We start from the raw sequence: 16911 nt of genomic DNA, 5'->3' as shown, positions 1-16911 counted from the left end.
GGTTACACCAGATGTAGAGCGCTGATGGCGGCATCGATGAGCTTGATGCCGGCGAAGGGCAGGATGAGGCCGCCGACGCCATAGACCAGCAGGTTTCGGCGCAGGAGTGCCGCCGCACCCGAGGGACGATAGGCCACCCCTTTCAGCGCCAGTGGTATCAGCGCGACGATGATCAGTGCATTGAAGATGACGGCCGACAGGATGGCCGATTGGGGCGAGGCGAGCCCCATCACGTTGAGGGTATCAAGGGCCGGATAGGTCGCGACGAACAGCGCCGGGATGATGGCGAAGTATTTGGCAACATCGTTGGCGATGGAGAAGGTCGTCAGCGAGCCGCGTGTCATCAGGAGTTGTTTGCCGATCTCGACGATTTCAATGAGCTTGGTCGGGCTTGAGTCGAGATCCACCATGTTGGCGGCTTCGCGGGCGGCCTGAGTGCCGGTCTGCATCGCGACCCCGACATCCGCCTGGGCGAGCGCTGGCGCGTCGTTCGTTCCGTCGCCGCACATGGCGATGAGACGGCCGCCCTGCTGCTCGCGGCGGATATAGGCAAGCTTGTCCTCCGGTGTGGCCTGGGCGAGGAAATCGTCGACGCCCGCCTCCGAGGCGATGGCCGCAGCCGTCACCGGATTGTCGCCGGTGACCATGACGGTGCGGATGCCCATGGCGCGAAGCGCGGCGAAACGGTCCTTGATCCCCGGCTTCACCACGTCCTTCAGATGGATGGTGCCGAGCAGGCGCTCGCCGTCCGCGACGGCGAGGGGGGTGCCGCCGGTGCGGGCGATCTTTTCCACGGCGCTATGGAAATCGGCCGGTGCGTCCCGTTCCGTGAGGCCGGCGAAGCGCAGAACGGCGTCGACGGCCCCCTTGCGCAGGCGGCGCGTACCCATATCGACGCCCGAAAGCCGCGTCTCCGCGGTGAAGCCGATGACGGCATCGAAGGCCGAATTCGGCATGGCGGCCCCGAACTCGCCGGAGGCGAGCGCCACGACCGAGCGGCCTTCCGGCGTCTCGTCGGAAAGCGAGGCGAGGAGGGCGGCCTCCGCCAGTTCGGCAGCGGTCACGCCGGGGGCCGGCAGGAAGTCGCTCGCCATGCGGTTGCCAAAGGTGATGGTACCCGTCTTGTCGAGAAGAAGCGTGTCGACGTCGCCGGCGGCCTCGACGGCGCGGCCGGACGTGGCGATGACGTTGAAGCGCACCAGGCGGTCCATGCCGGCGATGCCGATGGCGGAGAGCAGGCCACCGATGGTGGTCGGGATCAGGGTGACGAGGAGCGCGGCGAGCACGGTCACGGAGAGCACGGTTCCGGAATAGCCCGCCAACCCCCAGATCGCGACGCAGACGAAGAGGAAGATCAGCGTGAGGCCGGAAAGCAGGATCGACAATGCGATCTCGTTCGGCGTCTTCTGGCGCTGGGCCCCTTCGATCAGCGCGATCATGCGATCGACGAAGGAGGAGCCGGGCTGAACGGTGATCTTCACCCTGATCTCATCGGACAGCACCTGCGTGCCGCCGGTGACGGCGGAGCGATCGCCGCCGGATTCGCGGATGACGGGTGCGGATTCGCCGGTAATGGCGCTCTCGTTGACCGAGGCGACGCCCCCGATCACCTCTCCGTCGCCGGGAATGAGCTCGCCGGCGGCAACCAGCACGACATCGCCGACCTTGAGGCTGGATGCCGGGATCGTCTCCGTCGTCCCGTTTGCGCCGACCTTGCGGGCGACGAGGTCGGACTTCGTCTTCTTCAAGCTGTCGGCCTGGGCCCGGCCGCGGCCTTCCGCCACGGCTTCGGCGAAGGTGGCAAACAGCACGGTGAACCAGAGCCACGCAGCGATCTGGCCGGAGAAGCCGGCCTCGGCAGGATTGGCGGCGAGATCCCGAATGAAAAGGATCGTCACGACAGCAGCGACGATTTCCGTCACGAAGATAACCGGATTGCGCAGGAGCTTGCGGGGATCGAGCTTGACGACGGCGTCACGCATTGCCGGAAACAGGATCGACGGATCGAGGAGACCGGGCGCCCTGTGGTCTTTCGGCTTGTTGGCTTGAGACATGGGAGTTCCTTCAGAAGGTCTGGCCGGCGAGCATGGCGAGGTGTTCGACAATGGGGCCGAGCGCCAGCGCAGGGAAGAATTGCAGGCCACCGAGGATAAGGATGATGCCGATGAGGAGCCCGACGAAGAGCGGGCCGTCTGTCGGGAAGGTGCCGGCCGAGGCCGGGGCCTTCACCTTGGCGGCGAGCGATCCGGCAATCGCCATGACCGGCACGACATAGGCGAAGCGACCAAGCAGCATCGCGATCCCAAGCGTGGTGTTGTACCAGGGCGTGTTTCCGGTGAGCCCGCCGAAGGCCGAGCCGTTGTTGCCCGCCGTCGAGGTGTAGGCATAGAGGATTTCCGACAGCCCGTGCGGCCCCGCTGTTCCGATGCTGGCCACCGCGAAAGGCAGCATCGCCGAGATGGCGGTGAAGCCGAGGATTACCAGTGGCAGGATCAGGACGGCCAGCATGGCGAACGTCATCTCGCGTCCCTCGATCTTCTTGCCGAGGAATTCCGGCGTGCGCCCCACCATCAGGCCGGCCACGAAAACGGAAAGCAGCGCGAAAACCAGCATCCCGTAGAGGCCCGAGCCGACACCGCCGGGCAGTACCTCTCCAAGTTGCATGAGGAACATCGGCACCAGGCCGCCGAGGCCCGTGAAGGAGCCGTGCATGCCGTTGACGCCACCGTCCGAAAGGCCGGTGGTCACCGCCGCATAGAGCGCGGTCATGGCCTGGCCGAAGCGGACTTCCTTGCCTTCCATGTTCCCGAGAGCCGGGTCGACGCCAAGCGCAGTCAGGATGGGGTTGCCCTGCGCCTCTGCCCAGTAGGTGACGGCGACGCCGGCAATCAGGAGGATCGCCATGGCGGAGATCAGGGCCCAGCCCTGCCGGCGATTGCCGACCATCTGGCCGAAACTGTAGACGAGGGCCGCCGAGATCGACAGCATGGCGAAGATATTCAGGTAATTCGACCAGGCGGTGGGGTTCTCGAAGGGATGCGCCGCGTTGACGTTGAAGAAGCCGCCGCCATTGGTGCCGAGTTGCTTGATCGCTTCCTGCGAGGCCACCGGCCCGAGGGAGATGACCTGGTTTGCGCCCTCCAGCGTCCTGGCCGTCACCGAGGCATCGAGCGTCTGCGGCAGGCCCATGGCGACAAAGGCGAGTGCGACCACGATGGACAGCGGCAGCAGCACGTAAAGGGTAGCCCTGACCATATCGACCCAGAAATTGCCGAGCGTCGTGACCTTGGAGCGGGCGAGCGCCCGGGTGAAGGCAACCGCAAGCGCCATGCCTGTCGCCGCCGACAGGAAGTTCTGGACGGTGAGCCCGGCCATCTGGCTGAAATGGCTGAGCGTCGTCTCGCCGGCATAGTTCTGCCAGTTGGTGTTCGTGACGAAGGAAACGGCGGTGTCGAAGGCGAGATCGGCGGGAACGGCGGGGAAACCCTGCGGGTTCAGCGGCAGATGGGCCTGGAGCCGAAGCATGGCGTAAAGTGCGAGAAAGCCAACGAGCGAAAAGGCGAGCATGGCAAGGGTGTAGCCGAGCCATCCTTGCTCCTTGTTCGGGTCCACCCCGCTCATGCGATAGAAGCCCCCCTCGATGGGCCCGAGCACCGGCGAGAGAACGGTCCGCTCGCCGCTGAAGACCCGCGCCATGTAGAGCCCGAGCGGCTTGATCGCCAAGAGGACGGCAAGGAAGAGGAGGCTGATCTGCAGCCATCCGACTGTTGTCATGGATCTGCTCCCGATCAGAAACGCTCGGGACGCAGCAGCGTCACGACGAGGTAGGCGCCGAGGCCGACGGCGACAAGAAAGCCGAAGAGAGGTTCAATCATCGTCGCCTTCCTCAAAGCCGGCCGAGCGCGCGGGCATAGAGCGCGAGCACGAGAAGGGTGCCTCCGCCAAGCGCGATAAAAAAGAGATCGGACATGTCTGTGTCTCCTGTTGATGCAGGAGCAGGATAGGCGCCTTACGGCTCAGGCTTCGATTGGGAAGTCCGGCGGCGGGGATAAAGAAAATATAAGGAAGGGTTGGCGAGCGCTCACGCGCTACACCATTGCCAACCCGATGGGCGCAACAGTCAGCCCGTAACGGTCCGTTCCGGTCGGATAGGCTTGCTGAGATAAGGTGACCCCGTCACCGCGAAGCGCCACGGCCGCTCAGCGGCTTTGCTGATGCCGATACGAACACCGCTCGTAATTGCGGGAACGGCGGCCGGCAGTTCCAGGGAAAACGGTGGGGCCAGAACGGAAAGCCCATTCATGTCGCTGCTGACACCCAGCGCTTTGCACAGGTTTCCAGGGCCAGCGCACAGCTTTCGTATTTCGCTCACAGCCCGGCGTGCTCTCATTGTCTCGATGCCATGCACCGGCTCCAGGGCGCGGATGAGCACGGCGCTACCCTCCTCGCAAACAAAATTCAGACACCAGTGCAGCCCGTAGGAGCGATAGACATAGGCGCGGGCCGGCGCGCCGAACATCGCTGCATTCGCAGCCGTCGGCCCCCTGAAACTATGCGACGCCTCATCATCCCGGTGGTAGGCTTCCGTCTCGACAATGATCCCGCCGACACCATCGATTTGCAGGTCCGCCCCAAGCAGGTCGGTCGCGACCGCGAGCACGTCGCGTGCGAAGAAATGTTCGTCCAAGACTGTCAATTCAAAAGATCCCGCATCGTCAGCGCGTTTTCGATGGCGGCGCCGGATGCCGTGTTGTCGAAGACGCACCAGCTGTCTTCGGCGAGGCGTTCGCCGAAGCGCCTGATATCCGCCTCGCTGTAGCTGGAATAGTAGATTTTCGGCGTGCCGTGCAATCGCGCATATTTCGGAGGCTCGTCGAAACCGGTTTCCGGCCAGACGGGCGCCGGGTCGGCGAGAACGCGGTCGATGGCATGGCGTTGCAGGAGCATTGTTGCCGGCTCCGACGCCCAGCTTTTGTGGCGTGGTTCTATCACGATCGTGCCCGCGTGGTTGCGGCGCATGGCAGCAAAGGCTTCATTGGCGGTCTTCGCGTCGAACGCGAGGCTTGGCGGCAGCTGGCACAGGAGCGGGCCGAGCTTTTCGTTCAGGCCGTGGATCTCGTCCAGAAATGCGTGGAAAAGCCCGCCTATATCGTGCAGCCGTGCCTCGTGAGTAATCTCGCGCGGTATTTTCACAGCAAAACGGAAGTGCTCCGGTACCGAGGCGGCCCATCGTTCGAACGTCTTGGCCTGATGGCGGCGATAGAAGGTCGAGTTGATTTCGACGCCGTTAAAGACGGCGGCATATCGTTCCAGGCCGGTGCCCGTCTCCGGAAATCGTTGAGCAACCGTCTTGGGAATGGACCATGCTGCTGTCGCGATGAAGGGCACCCCGTCCTCCGCTGTTCCTCACAAGTGCGAGACGGAATTCCGATTAGCGGCTTTGGTTCCGGGCGGAAGTCGGAACATTCTGTTTGCTTCGGCATTGCCGATGGTGAAGCTGGAGAATGGGCGTGGCGCCAAGAGCGAACTGGAAAGGTTTCCTGAAAGTGGGCGAGCTGGTCTGTCCGGTGGCGCTTTACACCGCCGCGTCGACCAGCGATCGCATCGCCTTTCACATGCTCAATCGCAAGACCGGTCATCGGCTTCACCGGGAATTCATCGACAGCGAGACGGGCAAAACCGTCGAACGCGAGGATCAGGTGAAGGGCTATGAGGTCGGCGATGGCGATTATATCGCGCTCGACCCGGAGGAAATCGCGGCCGCCCTCCCGGAGAGCGACAAGACGTTGGAGATCGAGGCGTTCATCGCCTGCGATGACATCGACGATCTGTATTTCGACAAGCCCTACTATCTCACGCCCTCCGACCGTCACGGCGATGAGGCCTTTGCGCTGATCCGTGAGGGAATGAAGAAGTCGAACGTGGCCGCCCTTGCAGAAACCGTTCTCTTCCGGCGGATGCGCACGGTGCTGATCCGCCCGGAGGGTCAGGGCCTTGTCGCAACCACGCTCAACTACGACTACGAAGTGCGTTCGGCCGAGGCGGCATTCTCGGATCTACCCGACGTCAAGCTCAAGGGCGAAATGCTGGAGCTTGCCGAACACATCATCAACACGAAAAAGGGCCGGTTCGATCCGAAGGGCTTCGATGATCGCTACGACGCCGCGCTGGCGGAGGTGGTGAAGGCGAAGATTGAGGGACGGAAGATCAAGCCTGTCAAGCCGAAGACTGAAGGCAAGGTCATCGACCTGATGGAGGCGCTTCGCCAAAGTGCGGGCAAGAGCGAGAAACCGGCGAAGCGCAAAACGAAGAAGCCTCCGGCCGCGCGCAAACCGGCGGCGGGCCGTCGGAAGGCAGGATGAGCATGGCGACGCTGGATGTCTATCGGCAGAAGCGGGATTTCAAGACCACGTCGGAGCCGCGCGGCAGGAAGGCGCGGACGGGCGGAAACAGCTTTGTCATCCAGAAGCACGATGCCACACGGCTGCACTATGATTTTCGCCTCGAAATGGACGGCGTGCTGAAGAGCTGGGCGGTGACGAAGGGTCCGAGCCTGGTTCCGAGCGAAAAACGACTTGCCGTGCATGTGGAGGACCATCCTCTCGATTACGGCGACTTCGAAGGGACCATTCCCAAGGGTGAATATGGCGGCGGCACCGTCATCGTCTGGGATCGTGGCACATGGGAGCCGATCGGCGACGTACGAAAAGCCTATGCAAAGGGACATCTCGAATTCACGCTCGACGGTGAAAAGCTGCACGGGCGCTGGCATCTCGTGCGCATGCACGGCAAACCCGCCGACAAGCGCGAAAACTGGTTGCTGATCAAGGGCGATGACGAGTTCGCCATGCCTGAAGGCGAGGACGACCTGCTTGAGGAGCGGCCTGAATCGGTGAAAACGGGACGCGAGATCGCGGATGTCGCCGGAGAGGAGCCCGGGTGGTCGTCGAAGACCGGGCGTATCCGGAAGCCATCGAGGCCGAAAACGCAAAAAAAGGTCGCGAAGCCGGAGGAGACGGCCGAGCCGGCGCCGGACCCATCCGATATCAAGGGCGCGCGCAAGGCGACGCTGCCGGATTTCCTGCCGCCGACGTTGGCAACCCTTGCCAGCGCGCCGCCGGCCGGCGAGCGATGGCTGCATGAGATCAAGTTCGACGGGTATCGCCTTCAGGCCCGCATCGAGGCGGGCCGGGTCAAGCTGCTCACCCGCAGCGGCCTCGACTGGACGAAGAAATTCGGAAAGGCCGTACCGGATGCCCTGCGCGACCTGCCTGTCGGTACGGCCATCATGGACGGTGAACTTGTCGTTGAGACCGGCGCCGGCGCATCCGATTTTTCCGCTTTGCAAGCCGATCTCAGCGCGGGCCGCGACGATCGTTTTACCTTCTATCTTTTCGATCTCCTCTATCTCGACGGGTATGACCTGACCCGTCTGCCGCTTGAGCAACGCAAAAGCCTGCTCGAAAAGCTTGTCATGGGAACGGAAGGACCTTTGCGCTACAGCGGTCATTTCGACGAGAATGGCGCGCTCGTTCTACGCCATGCGTGCCGCCTCAGTCTGGAGGGCGTGGTATCGAAGCTGCGCGATGCGCCCTATCGGGCCGGCCGCAGCAAGGGCTGGATCAAATCGAAATGCTCGGCCCGGCAGGAGTTCGTCATCGGCGGCTACGTACCGTCCACCGTCTCCCGCAAGGCGATCGGGTCTTTGGTGCTCGGCGTCTACAAGAATGGTAAGCTGGAGCCGGTCGGTCGTGTCGGCACGGGGTTTTCCGCACTCGTCGCGGAGGATATCTTCAAGCGTCTCTCGCGCCTCAGGACGGAGGAAAGCCCGTTCGGACGAAAGCTGACGGCGGAGGAGGCGCGCCAGGCCCGCTATGTGCGGCCCGAGCTGGTGGCGGAGGTGGAATTCCGGGCCTGGACGGCCGATGGCCACCTTCGGCATGCATCCTTCCGCGGTCTGAGGGAAGACAAGCCCGCACAGGAGGTCGTTGCCGAGATGCCCAAATCGACAAAAGCCAAGGCGGAGAAAGCGCCAAAGCCGCAGCGCCGTACCGTGCGCCTCACGCATCCGGACCGGGTCTACTGGCCGGCAGAAGGCGTCACCAAGGAGGGGCTCGCGGATTATTATACCGAGGTCTGGCGCTATATCGCGCCGCATATCGTCGGCCGCCCGCTCGCGCTCCTGCGCGCGCCGAGCGGCATCGATGGGCAGACCTTCTTCCAGAAACATGTCTGGAAGGGCATCAATGCGAACATTCTCCAGGTGCAGGACCCCGCGGAGGACGACGAACCCTATGTCGCCATCAACGATCTCGACGGCCTGATGGGCCTCGTTCAGGCTGCGGTGCTTGAAATCCACCCTTGGGGCTCGACGCTCGCCGACTGGGAGCGACCCGACCGCATCATCATGGACCTCGATCCCGGTGAAGGCGTCGACTGGCAGGCGGTCATCGACGCCGCAGAGGAGACGCGAAAGCGCCTCGAAGCTGCCGGGTTGAATGCCTTCGTCAAGACCTCCGGCGGCAAGGGTCTGCATGTCTGCGCACCGCTCAAGCCGTCTGCGCGCTGGCCGGCCGTCAAGGCATTCTGCAAGGGCGTCGCCGATGCCATGGCAAAGGACAGCCCCGACAAATATGTCTCGACCATCACCAAGTCGAAGCGCCGCGGAAAAATCCTGATTGACTACCTGCGAAACCAGCGCGGCATGACGGCGGTCGCGCCATACTCGACCCGAGCCCGGCCCGGTGCCGCCGTTTCCATGCCGCTGGCCTGGGAGGAACTCAGCCCCGATATCGGCCCGGCCTATTTCACGGTCGACAACACACCGACTCGCCTCCAGTCGCTGAAGGCCGATCCATGGGCGGATTTCACCGAGGCCGCCCGGCCGTTGAAGGCTTCAAAGCAGAAGGCCTGATCCTACTTGCCTTTGCCCTCGGCCTTGATGCTCTTGCGCAGGGCGTCCATGATGTTGATGACGTTGCCGGACGTTTTCGGTTGAGCCTTGCGCGCGGCCGGACGCTTGCGCCCCTTCTTCTTGGCGGCGATGATATCGAGCAGTTTCGCCTGCACGGGATCGTCGACCATTTTCGGATCCCAGGCCTTGGTGCGCTCCTTGATCAGCGTCTTGACGAGGGCGAGCGCCTTCGTGTCCGGCTTCGCTTGGTTGAGATCGGAAAAATACTCCGCCTCATTGCGCACCTCGTCGCCGTAACGCAGGGTCCACAGCACGATGCCCTTGCCCCGCGGCTCGAGCATCACTGCCCGTTCGCGGCGATAGAGGACGAGCCGGGAGATGCCGACGGTGCCTGTCGATGCCATGGCTTCGCGGATGACGGAGAACGCCTCTTCGCCGACCGTGTCGTTCGGTACGAGGAAATGCGGCGAGTCGTACCAGATCCACTCGATCGTCTCGCGCGGCACGAAGGTCTCGATGTCGATCGTGCGCGTGCTTTCCAGCGCGACCGCCTCGATCTCGTCGTCCTCCAGCATGACATAGTCGTCTTCGCCGCGCGGGTAGCCTTTCACCTCGTCGTCCTCACTGACTTCCTTGCCGGTGACGGCATCGACGTAGCGGCTGACCACCGGATTGCCGGTCTTGCCGTTCAAGGTTCGAAAGCGAACCTTGTCTTCCTGGGAAATCGCCGGCGACATGGCCACAGGGCACGTCACCAGCGAAAGCTTGAGATAGCCCTTCCAGAAGGCACGCGGTGCCATCAATCCTTCCTTTCGAGAGGCAGATGCTTCGACAGCGCAAAACGCTCAGCGAAAGCGATGTCTTCCTGCGTCACGATCGGGATGGGATCGGACAGGATGGCGAGCAGGGTTTCGCGGGAAATGGAGTCTTCTTCGATCGCGTCCATAAGCGCACCGCGGGTCTCGCGCTCTGCCCGCAGCAAAGCCGCCAGCGCCAGGATCAGCCTGTCCTTGTTGTCCATGGAAACCTCCGCAGTCGCATGCTTCCCGAGATAATGCCGAATGGACCCATCGGTTCCTCAAACCGGCGCGCCTGACTTTCGTTTTGCTCGTTTCGCACGAAGAATCAGTCGGATTCGCGCGTAAAGTCCTCCGGCTCTTCCTTGAACGTGGACATGGCGCGAAGGGTCAGCAGCGTCACGACGGACAGCACGATTGCCGTGTCGTAGGATCCGAGCCCGACGGAGGTGCCGATGGCGCCCGTCGCCCAGAGGCTTGCGGCCGTCGCGGTGCCGCGCACGCTGTTCTTCACCACGAGGATCGCGCCGCCGCCGATGAACCCCATGCCGGTGATCAGCCCTTCGACGATGCGCGCCGTCGCCTCGGCGTTGCCGTTGATGAGCGGTTCCGCCGCCTGCACGAATCCGCAGCTTGCGATGGCCACAAGCGGGAAGGTCCGCAATCCCGCACTGCGCTCATGACGCTCCCGGTCCCAGCCGATAGGCAGTGCCAGAACATAGGCGGTCAGCAGGGCGCCGAGATGAGGCAGCACGTCGAGATTGATACCGATGCTCTGCAGCCATTGCATGAGGGGATCCTTGGGTCAGGTTGGATTAGACCTCCAGATATCGTCGCTGCGCCTCACGGCAAGATCACCATGGCTCACATATTTGATTTGCGTGCTTGGCGGACAGCACATCTGACGCAATTCGTCGCTCCAATGCTCATAGATTGGCCTAGGAGGCGCCGGTAGTATTGGAATAACACCCGCTTCGACGTCATACGACCTATCCTGCCGCGGTAACCATCAAGGCAAGGGAGGATGTAGGATGGCGAAGATTCTCATGATCACCGGCGACTTTACGGAAGACTATGAAACCATGGTCCCGTTCCAGACGCTTCTGGCCTGCGGCCATAGTGTCGATGCCGTCTGCCCCGGCAAGAAGGCTGGCGACACGGTAAAGACCGCGATCCATGACTTTGAAGGCGATCAGACCTATTCGGAAAAGCCGGGGCACAATTTCGCTTTGAACGCCGATTTTTCCGCCGCCGATCCCGCCGGCTACGATGCGCTGGTCGTTCCCGGCGGCCGGGCGCCGGAATATCTGCGCATGAACCCGGATGTGCTCGCCAAGGTGAAGCACTTCTTCGACGCGGGCAAACCGGTCGCCGCGATCTGCCACGGTGCGCAACTGCTGGCAGCCGCCGGCGTTCTCAAGGGGCGCACCTGCTCGGCTTATCCGGCCTGCGCCTATGAGGTGACGGCGTCGGGTGGAACATTCGCCGATATCGCGGTGACAGAAGCCGTTACAGATGGCAATCTGGTGACAGCACCAGCATGGCCCGCACATCCGGCATGGCTCAAGCAGTTTCTGGCGATCCTGTAGAGCTTGTTAACTGTGGACTGATGCGAACCGCGCGGCTCCATCGGATCGAGACATATCCGGACTGCACCGGCATTCAAGGGAAGGAGGCCTTTGCAATGTGCGAACTCTTCATCAAGGCCGATGCCAGCCAATGGCAAAGTCGAACGCACAGCCTGAGAATAGATGGCGTCGCGACCTCGATCCGCATCGAGAACCATTTCTGGGATACGCTGACCGAAATCGGGCTGCGCGACGGCATGACCGTCGCGCAGCTGATCACGAGGCTGTGGCACGAGGCGATGGATGCCGATCACGACCTCGGCAATTTCACCTCGTTTCTGCGGGTGTGCTGTGCCCGGTATCATGCGCTCATCGCGGCCGGTGAGATATCGGCGGACCTTAACGTTCCCATCGCCGACCACGCGGCGCGGGAAATCCTCGCCCGGGAAGCCCAGCGCCGTCATGCCGTGATCAACTGACCGGATCACGGCGCAGCGGCCACATCCGCGCATTCTTCGAATTGCCGTCAAACCGATCCTGTGCCACGATGGGCACAGGAGGAAAAGCGGATGGTGTCGACATTGTCGCACATACGGGAGATCGAGCGCGTCGGCATGGGCGCGGTCAGCCCGCGGGATGCGCCCGTCGTCCAGTCCTGGCTGCGCTGCCTAAACGATTACAAGCTCGACCCGACGGTCGCGCAGGAAGCCTATATCGTTCCCGAACTGAAGCTGCGCGAACATCGCGAGCAGGCGGAGGAGCTGATCCGCATCGGCCGGTCCGGCCTCGAAACGCTGTTCAACCAGATCGCCGAGCAGAACTATGTGCTGCTCCTGTCGGACGCGCGCGGTGTGACCGTCGACTTCATGGGTGATCCAACCTTCGACAACCAGCTGCGCCGGGCGGGTCTCTATCTCGGGTCTGAATGGTCGGAGAGCCGGGCGGGCACCTGCGCGGTCGGCGCCTGCCTTGTCTCCGGCGAGCCGGTGATCATCCATCAGGACGACCATTTCGATACCAGCCATATCGGCCTCACCTGTACCGCCGCACCCGTTTTCGACACCCTGGGCGACCTGACCGCCGTCCTCGACATATCCCAGCTCCGCTCGCCGACGGCCAAGGCTAGTCAGCAGCTTGCGCTGCATCTCGTGGCCTCCACCGCGCGGCGCATAGAGCTTGCCAACCTGATGACCCGCACCCGCAACGACTGGGTGCTGCGACTTGCACGCTCGCCTGAATTTCTGGACGTCGACCCGGATGCGGCCATCGCGCTCGATGGCAGCGGCCGCATCACGGGTATGACCCACGGGGGCTTCGGTGCGCTCGCGCGGTCCATGAACCTGCGTGGCCTGTCCACGCGGGATTTCCTGGGGCAACCGATTTCGCAGGTTTTCGATATCGATGTCGACGATTTGCCCCGGTTCATGCGCGGCCGGCCCAACGGTGAGCGGTTGATCCAGGCGCGCAACGGACTTGTGCTGTTTGCCAGCGCCATCGCGCCCGCTGTCAATCTGCGAACGCCCGTCGCTCCAGAACCGCGCCTGCCGCGGGCACTGCGCGATCTGAGCGGCGGGGATGTCGCCATGGAGCGCGTGCAGGCGCGTGCGGCAAAACTTTCCGCCCGCGACATCCCGATCCTCATTCAGGGCGAGACGGGCAGCGGAAAGGAGTTTCTGGCGCGCGCGATCCATGACAGCTGCGCAAATCCGGGCAGCTTTGTTGCGGTCAACTGCGCGGCGATCCCGGAGCATCTCATCGAATCCGAACTCTTCGGCTATGCCCCCGGCGCCTTCACCGGTGCCAATCCGAAGGGCAAGCGCGGCCTGATCGAAGAAGCGAGCGGCGGAACGCTGTTCCTCGACGAGATCGGCGATATGCCGCTTGCCCTGCAAAGCCGGCTCCTGCGGGTGCTCGCCGAAAACGAGGTTCAGCCTGTCGGCGCGCTCAAGGCGCGGCCGGTGCGTCTGCGCGTGGTCTCCGCCTCCCATCGTGATCTCGCCGAACTTGTGAAGGAGGGCCGCTTCCGGCAGGACCTCTATTATCGGCTCAACGCCGCGACGCTCAGCCTGCCGCCGTTGCGCGACCGAACCGATCTCGACTGGCTGATCGGCCAACTCCTCGGGCGCATCGAGAAAGAAAATGGCGAGGCCTATCGCCTCGACAAGGATGCGCGCGCGGCGCTTCTGGCGCATGCCTGGCCCGGCAACCTACGGGAGCTTGCCAATGCGCTGCGGGTTGCGGCGGCCCTTTCGGACGGCGGTCACATCACGCTGGATTGCCTGCCCGATCACATCTTCACCGCGTCTGCGCCCGCCGCCGCGGACGATGATGGTTCCTTACGCCGCGCCCTGAGCGAGTGCGGTGACAATGTCTCGGCGCTCGCCCGCAAACTCGGCGTCAACAGGTCCACGATCCATCGCCGCCTGAAGCGGCTCAACTGATGCAGCACCTGCAACACCTGTTGCAGGCGATCTGTTGCATTTCTCGGAAGCGTGTAGGGCGCTTCCTTGCAAGCCCCTGATAATGCTAAACAAATAGGCATGCCGATTTTCTGGCACGACGCTTGCTGTCCCTCCTGTGCAAGAACAACATCAGGAGGGAATACCCATGAAAGCTCTGCGCTTTCACGCTGCCAAGGATCTGCGTATCGATACGATCGATGCTCCGCCATCGCCCGGGCCAGGGGAGGTGCTGGTCGAAAACCGCTTCTGCGGGATTTGCGGCACGGATCTGCATGAATATGCCTATGGTCCGATCTTCGTTCCCAAGGAGCCGCATCCCTTTACCGGCGCGCACGGTCCGCAGGTTCTCGGTCATGAATTCGGCGGCGTCGTCAAGGCGGTCGGCGAGGGTGTCAGCCACGTAAAGCCGGGCGACCGGGTTTCGGTCCAGCCGCTCATCATGCCGCGCCGCGGCGACTACTACGCCGACCGCGGTCTCTTCCACCTGAGCAGTGACCTCGCGCTCGTCGGCCTTTCCTGGCATTCCGGCGGCATGGCGCAAGCCGCGCTTCTGAACGACTACAACGTCCAGCCCATTCCCGATGAATTGAGCGATCAGGAGGCCGCCCTCATCGAGCCGACCGCGGTTGCCGTCTACGCCTGCGACCGCGCCGGTGTGACCGCCGGCAACAGCGTTCTTGTGACCGGTGCAGGGCCGATCGGCATTCTCGTGGCCATGGCGGCGCGGGCGGCCGGGGCCTCGCAGATATTTCTTTCCGACCTCAACGATACGCGGCTGGCGCTGGCCCGTGAGGCGCTGGGCGAGGTCCGCACCATCAATCCGAAGACGGAGAAGGTGGGAGACGTCATCCGCGCCGAGACCGAAGGCGGCGTGGGCTGCGACGTCGCCATCGAATGCGTCGGCAACGAGCATGCGCTGAAGAACTGCGCCGATGCGGTACGCAAACAGGGCGTCGTGGTGCAGACCGGGCTTCATCCGGGTGAGAATCCGTTGAACTGGTTCGACGTCACGTTCAAGGACATCGATATCCGCGGTTCCTGGGCCTATCCGACCCATTATTGGCCACGCGTCGCCCGGCTGATTGCCAGCGGCCAGATCCCGGCAAGCCGCATCGTCACGAAGTATGTCTCGCTCGGCGAGGCTGTCACCGAAGGGTTCGACCAGCTGCTCGACCCTGCCGGCCGGCATCTGAAGATCCTGATCGACCTGTCGCGATAGGTCGGTCCGTTCTGCGGGACGGTTGAGGAGCCGTCCCGTTTTCCCACTGAGCAGGAGGAGAAACTATGCTCGAGAAAACCCCCACGACCCGCGTCCAGACGCTTCTCGATACGCTCGGCGCCGCCCTTGCCGCCGGCCGTATCGATGAGGCCGTCAATCTCTTCGCCGAGGAATGCTACTGGCGCGATCTCGTCGCCTTCACCTGGAACATCAAGACGGTGGAGGGACGCGATCAGGTGCGCGACATGCTGCAAGCGCAGCTGTCGGCGGCCAAACCGTCCAGCTGGCGCGTCGCTGCCGGCGAGGAAGCGACGGAAGCCGACGGCGTGCTGGAAAGCTGGATTACCTTCGAGACGGCCACCGGGCGCGGCTATGGCCTCATGCGCTTCAAGAACGGTCTGATCTGGACGTTGTTGACGGCACTTTCCGAGCTGAAGGGCCACGAGGAGAAATCGGGTTTTACCCGCCCGCTCGGCGCCAAGCATGGCCAGGACCTCGGTGCCAGGACCTGGAAGGAGGAGCGTGAGGAAGAGGAGCGCACGCTTGGTTACGAAAAGCAGCCCTATGTCGTGATCATTGGTGGCGGGCAGGGCGGCATCGCGCTCGGCGCGCGGCTGCGCCAGCTCGGCGTGCCCACCATTATCCTTGAGAAGAACGACCGGCCCGGCGACAGCTGGCGCAAGCGCTACAAGTCGCTCTGCCTGCACGACCCCGTCTGGTATGATCATCTGCCCTATATCGACTTCCCGAAAAACTGGCCCGTCTTCGCGCCGAAGGACAAGATAGGCGACTGGCTGGAATTCTATACGAAGGTGATGGAGCTGAACTACTGGACGCGCTCCACCGCCAAGTCAGCGACGTGGGACGAGGCAACGAAAGAGTGGACCATCGTCGTCGACCGCGATGGCGAAGAGGTGGTGCTGCGGCCGAAGCAGCTGGTCTTTGCCACCGGCATGTCCGGAAAGGCGAATATCCCCGACTTCAAGGGCCGCGAGCGGTTCCGCCGCGAGCAGCACCATTCCTCGCAGCATCCCGGACCGGACGGCTACAAGGGCAAGAAAGTCGTGGTGATCGGCTCGAACAACTCTGCGCACGACATCTGCGCCGCCCTCTACGAGGCCGGTGTCGATGTCACGATGATCCAGCGGTCGACGACCCATATCGTCAAATCCGACACGCTGATGGATATCGGCCTCGGTTCGCTCTACTCCGAGCAGGCCCTGGCGAATGGGGTGACGACGGCGAAGGCCGATCTCATCTTCGCGTCATTGCCCTACCGGATCATGCACGAGTTCCAAATCCCACTCTATGACAAGATGCGCGAGCGCGACGCCGACTTCTACGCGGCGCTGGAAAAGGCGGGCTTCCAGCTGGATTGGGGCGCGGATGGTTCGGGTCTCTTCATGAAGTATCTGCGCCGCGGCTCCGGCTATTACATCGATATCGGCGCCTCGCAGCTGATCATCGATGGCAAGGTGAAGCTGGCGGCGGGCCAGGTCGAGGAAATCACGGAGAATTCCGTGAAGCTCTCGGGCGGCAAGGAGATCCCGGCCGATGTCATCGTCTATGCGACGGGCTACGGCTCGATGAACGGCTGGGTCGCCGATCTCATCGACCAGGAGACGGCCGACAAGGTCGGCAAGGTGTGGGGGCTTGGCTCGGATACGCCCAAGGATCCCGGTCCGTGGGAAGGCGAGCAGCGCAACATGTGGAAGCCGACACAGCAGGAAGCCCTCTGGTTCCATGGCGGAAACCTGCACCAGTCGCGCCACTATTCGCAGTACCTCGCCCTGCAATTGAAGGCACGACTGGAGAACATTCCCACTCCGGTCTACGGCCTCCAGGCCGTCCATCACCGAAAGTAGAGTGCGTCAAAGCAGGCGGCCCGCCGAGGGCCGCCTGCCGTCACTGCCGATAGGCAAGCTTCCGGAGACGCAAGTGCGCAACCATT

15 protein-coding genes are annotated in these 16911 nt (G+C 63.2%); 7 read left to right on the top strand and 8 right to left on the bottom strand.

Annotation, left to right across the window (positions count from 1 at the left end):
- Positions 1 to 2 precede the first annotated feature (2 nt).
- The 5 genes from kdpB to K6301_RS18930 form a co-directional block, all read right to left on the bottom strand.
- Complete coding sequence (gene kdpB, locus K6301_RS18945) at positions 3 to 2054, bottom strand: potassium-transporting ATPase subunit KdpB (RefSeq protein ID WP_281505904.1); 2052 nt, start codon at positions 2052 to 2054, stop codon at positions 3 to 5.
- Positions 2055 to 2064: 10 nt separating this feature from the next.
- The gene (kdpA, locus tag K6301_RS18940; protein ID WP_247222089.1) at positions 2065 to 3774 is read right to left on the bottom strand and encodes a potassium-transporting ATPase subunit KdpA; all 1710 of its coding nucleotides are present in this window, start codon (positions 3772 to 3774) and stop codon (positions 2065 to 2067) included.
- A gap of 14 nt (positions 3775 to 3788) precedes the next feature.
- Positions 3789 to 3875 (bottom strand): K(+)-transporting ATPase subunit F, encoded by an 87-nt coding sequence (kdpF, locus tag K6301_RS25110; RefSeq protein ID WP_370340835.1) that lies wholly within the window; start codon positions 3873 to 3875, stop codon positions 3789 to 3791.
- Between the two features lie 245 nt (positions 3876 to 4120).
- Positions 4121 to 4687, bottom strand: a complete 567-nt coding sequence (locus K6301_RS18935; protein ID WP_247222088.1) for a DNA-3-methyladenine glycosylase — start codon at positions 4685 to 4687, stop codon at positions 4121 to 4123.
- 5 nt (positions 4688 to 4692) lie between these two features.
- A complete protein-coding gene (locus tag K6301_RS18930; protein ID WP_247222087.1) occupies positions 4693 to 5388 on the bottom strand; it encodes a DUF72 domain-containing protein in 696 nt (231 codons plus the stop codon).
- A gap of 122 nt (positions 5389 to 5510) precedes the next feature.
- On the opposite strand from K6301_RS18930, the gene ku (K6301_RS18925) reads away from it, so the two are divergent.
- Together ku (K6301_RS18925) and ligD are read left to right on the top strand one after the other, a co-directional pair.
- Positions 5511 to 6362, top strand: a complete 852-nt coding sequence (gene ku / locus K6301_RS18925) for a non-homologous end joining protein Ku (protein ID WP_247222085.1) — start codon at positions 5511 to 5513, stop codon at positions 6360 to 6362.
- 2 nt (positions 6363 to 6364) lie between these two features.
- The gene (gene ligD / locus K6301_RS18920) at positions 6365 to 8914 is read left to right on the top strand and encodes a DNA ligase D (protein ID WP_247222433.1); all 2550 of its coding nucleotides are present in this window, start codon (positions 6365 to 6367) and stop codon (positions 8912 to 8914) included.
- A gap of 2 nt (positions 8915 to 8916) precedes the next feature.
- On the opposite strand, the gene ku (K6301_RS18915) is transcribed toward ligD, so the two are convergent.
- The 3 genes from ku (K6301_RS18915) to K6301_RS18905 all read right to left on the bottom strand — a co-directional run bounded on the left by ku (K6301_RS18915) (position 8917) and on the right by K6301_RS18905 (position 10501).
- Positions 8917 to 9714, bottom strand: a complete 798-nt coding sequence (gene ku / locus K6301_RS18915) for a non-homologous end joining protein Ku (protein WP_247222083.1) — start codon at positions 9712 to 9714, stop codon at positions 8917 to 8919.
- Positions 9714 to 9935 carry a hypothetical protein gene (locus K6301_RS18910; RefSeq protein ID WP_134646704.1) on the bottom strand — a complete coding sequence of 74 codons (222 nt, stop codon included), beginning with the start codon at positions 9933 to 9935 and terminating at the stop codon, positions 9714 to 9716. Before K6301_RS18910 ends, ku (K6301_RS18915) begins: the two co-directional genes overlap by 1 nt.
- 104 nt (positions 9936 to 10039) lie before the next feature.
- Positions 10040 to 10501, bottom strand: coding sequence for an MgtC/SapB family protein (locus K6301_RS18905; RefSeq protein ID WP_247222081.1), 462 nt, complete (start codon positions 10499 to 10501; stop codon positions 10040 to 10042).
- A 241-nt stretch (positions 10502 to 10742) separates the two neighbouring features.
- Between K6301_RS18905 and K6301_RS18900 the strand changes: the two genes are divergently transcribed.
- The 5 genes from K6301_RS18900 (at position 10743) to K6301_RS18880 (ending at position 16825) form a co-directional block, all read left to right on the top strand.
- Positions 10743 to 11300 (top strand): DJ-1/PfpI family protein, encoded by a 558-nt coding sequence (locus tag K6301_RS18900; RefSeq protein ID WP_230639955.1) that lies wholly within the window; start codon positions 10743 to 10745, stop codon positions 11298 to 11300.
- 95 nt (positions 11301 to 11395) lie between these two features.
- Entirely contained in the window at positions 11396 to 11758 is a 363-nt protein-coding gene (locus K6301_RS18895; RefSeq protein WP_134646710.1) for a ribbon-helix-helix domain-containing protein, read from the top strand.
- 90 nt (positions 11759 to 11848) lie between these two features.
- Positions 11849 to 13720, top strand: coding sequence for a sigma-54-dependent Fis family transcriptional regulator (locus tag K6301_RS18890; protein WP_247222079.1), 1872 nt, complete (start codon positions 11849 to 11851; stop codon positions 13718 to 13720).
- Between the two features lie 166 nt (positions 13721 to 13886).
- Entirely contained in the window at positions 13887 to 14960 is a 1074-nt protein-coding gene (locus K6301_RS18885) for a 2,3-butanediol dehydrogenase (RefSeq protein WP_247222078.1), read from the top strand.
- Between the two features lie 65 nt (positions 14961 to 15025).
- Positions 15026 to 16825: an NAD(P)/FAD-dependent oxidoreductase gene (locus K6301_RS18880; protein ID WP_247222077.1), complete on the top strand. Its 1800-nt coding sequence runs from the start codon at positions 15026 to 15028 to the stop codon at positions 16823 to 16825.
- Positions 16826 to 16911 lie beyond the last annotated feature (86 nt).

Source organism: Shinella oryzae (assembly GCF_023038235.1).
GTDB lineage: Bacteria > Pseudomonadota > Alphaproteobacteria > Rhizobiales > Rhizobiaceae > Shinella > Shinella sumterensis.
This window is presented reverse-complemented; position numbering and strand designations above follow the sequence as displayed.

Excerpts from the sequence above, each read along its gene's own strand:
- kdpB (WP_281505904.1), bottom strand. The coding sequence starts at position 2,054 with ATGTCTCAAGCCAACAAGCCGAAAGACCACAGGGCGCCCGGTCTCCTC.
- kdpA (WP_247222089.1), bottom strand. The coding sequence starts at position 3,774 with ATGACAACAGTCGGATGGCTGCAGATCAGCCTCCTCTTCCTTGCCGTC.
- kdpF (WP_370340835.1), bottom strand. The coding sequence starts at position 3,875 with ATGATTGAACCTCTCTTCGGCTTTCTTGTCGCCGTCGGCCTCGGCGCC.
- ligD (WP_247222433.1), top strand. The coding sequence starts at position 6,365 with ATGGCGACGCTGGATGTCTATCGGCAGAAGCGGGATTTCAAGACCACG.
- ku (WP_247222083.1), bottom strand. The coding sequence starts at position 9,714 with ATGGCACCGCGTGCCTTCTGGAAGGGCTATCTCAAGCTTTCGCTGGTG.
- K6301_RS18910 (WP_134646704.1), bottom strand. The coding sequence starts at position 9,935 with ATGGACAACAAGGACAGGCTGATCCTGGCGCTGGCGGCTTTGCTGCGG.
- K6301_RS18905 (WP_247222081.1), bottom strand. The coding sequence starts at position 10,501 with ATGCAATGGCTGCAGAGCATCGGTATCAATCTCGACGTGCTGCCTCAT.
- K6301_RS18900 (WP_230639955.1), top strand. The coding sequence starts at position 10,743 with ATGGCGAAGATTCTCATGATCACCGGCGACTTTACGGAAGACTATGAA.
- K6301_RS18895 (WP_134646710.1), top strand. The coding sequence starts at position 11,396 with ATGTGCGAACTCTTCATCAAGGCCGATGCCAGCCAATGGCAAAGTCGA.
- K6301_RS18890 (WP_247222079.1), top strand. The coding sequence starts at position 11,849 with ATGGTGTCGACATTGTCGCACATACGGGAGATCGAGCGCGTCGGCATG.
- K6301_RS18885 (WP_247222078.1), top strand. The coding sequence starts at position 13,887 with ATGAAAGCTCTGCGCTTTCACGCTGCCAAGGATCTGCGTATCGATACG.
- K6301_RS18880 (WP_247222077.1), top strand. The coding sequence starts at position 15,026 with ATGCTCGAGAAAACCCCCACGACCCGCGTCCAGACGCTTCTCGATACG.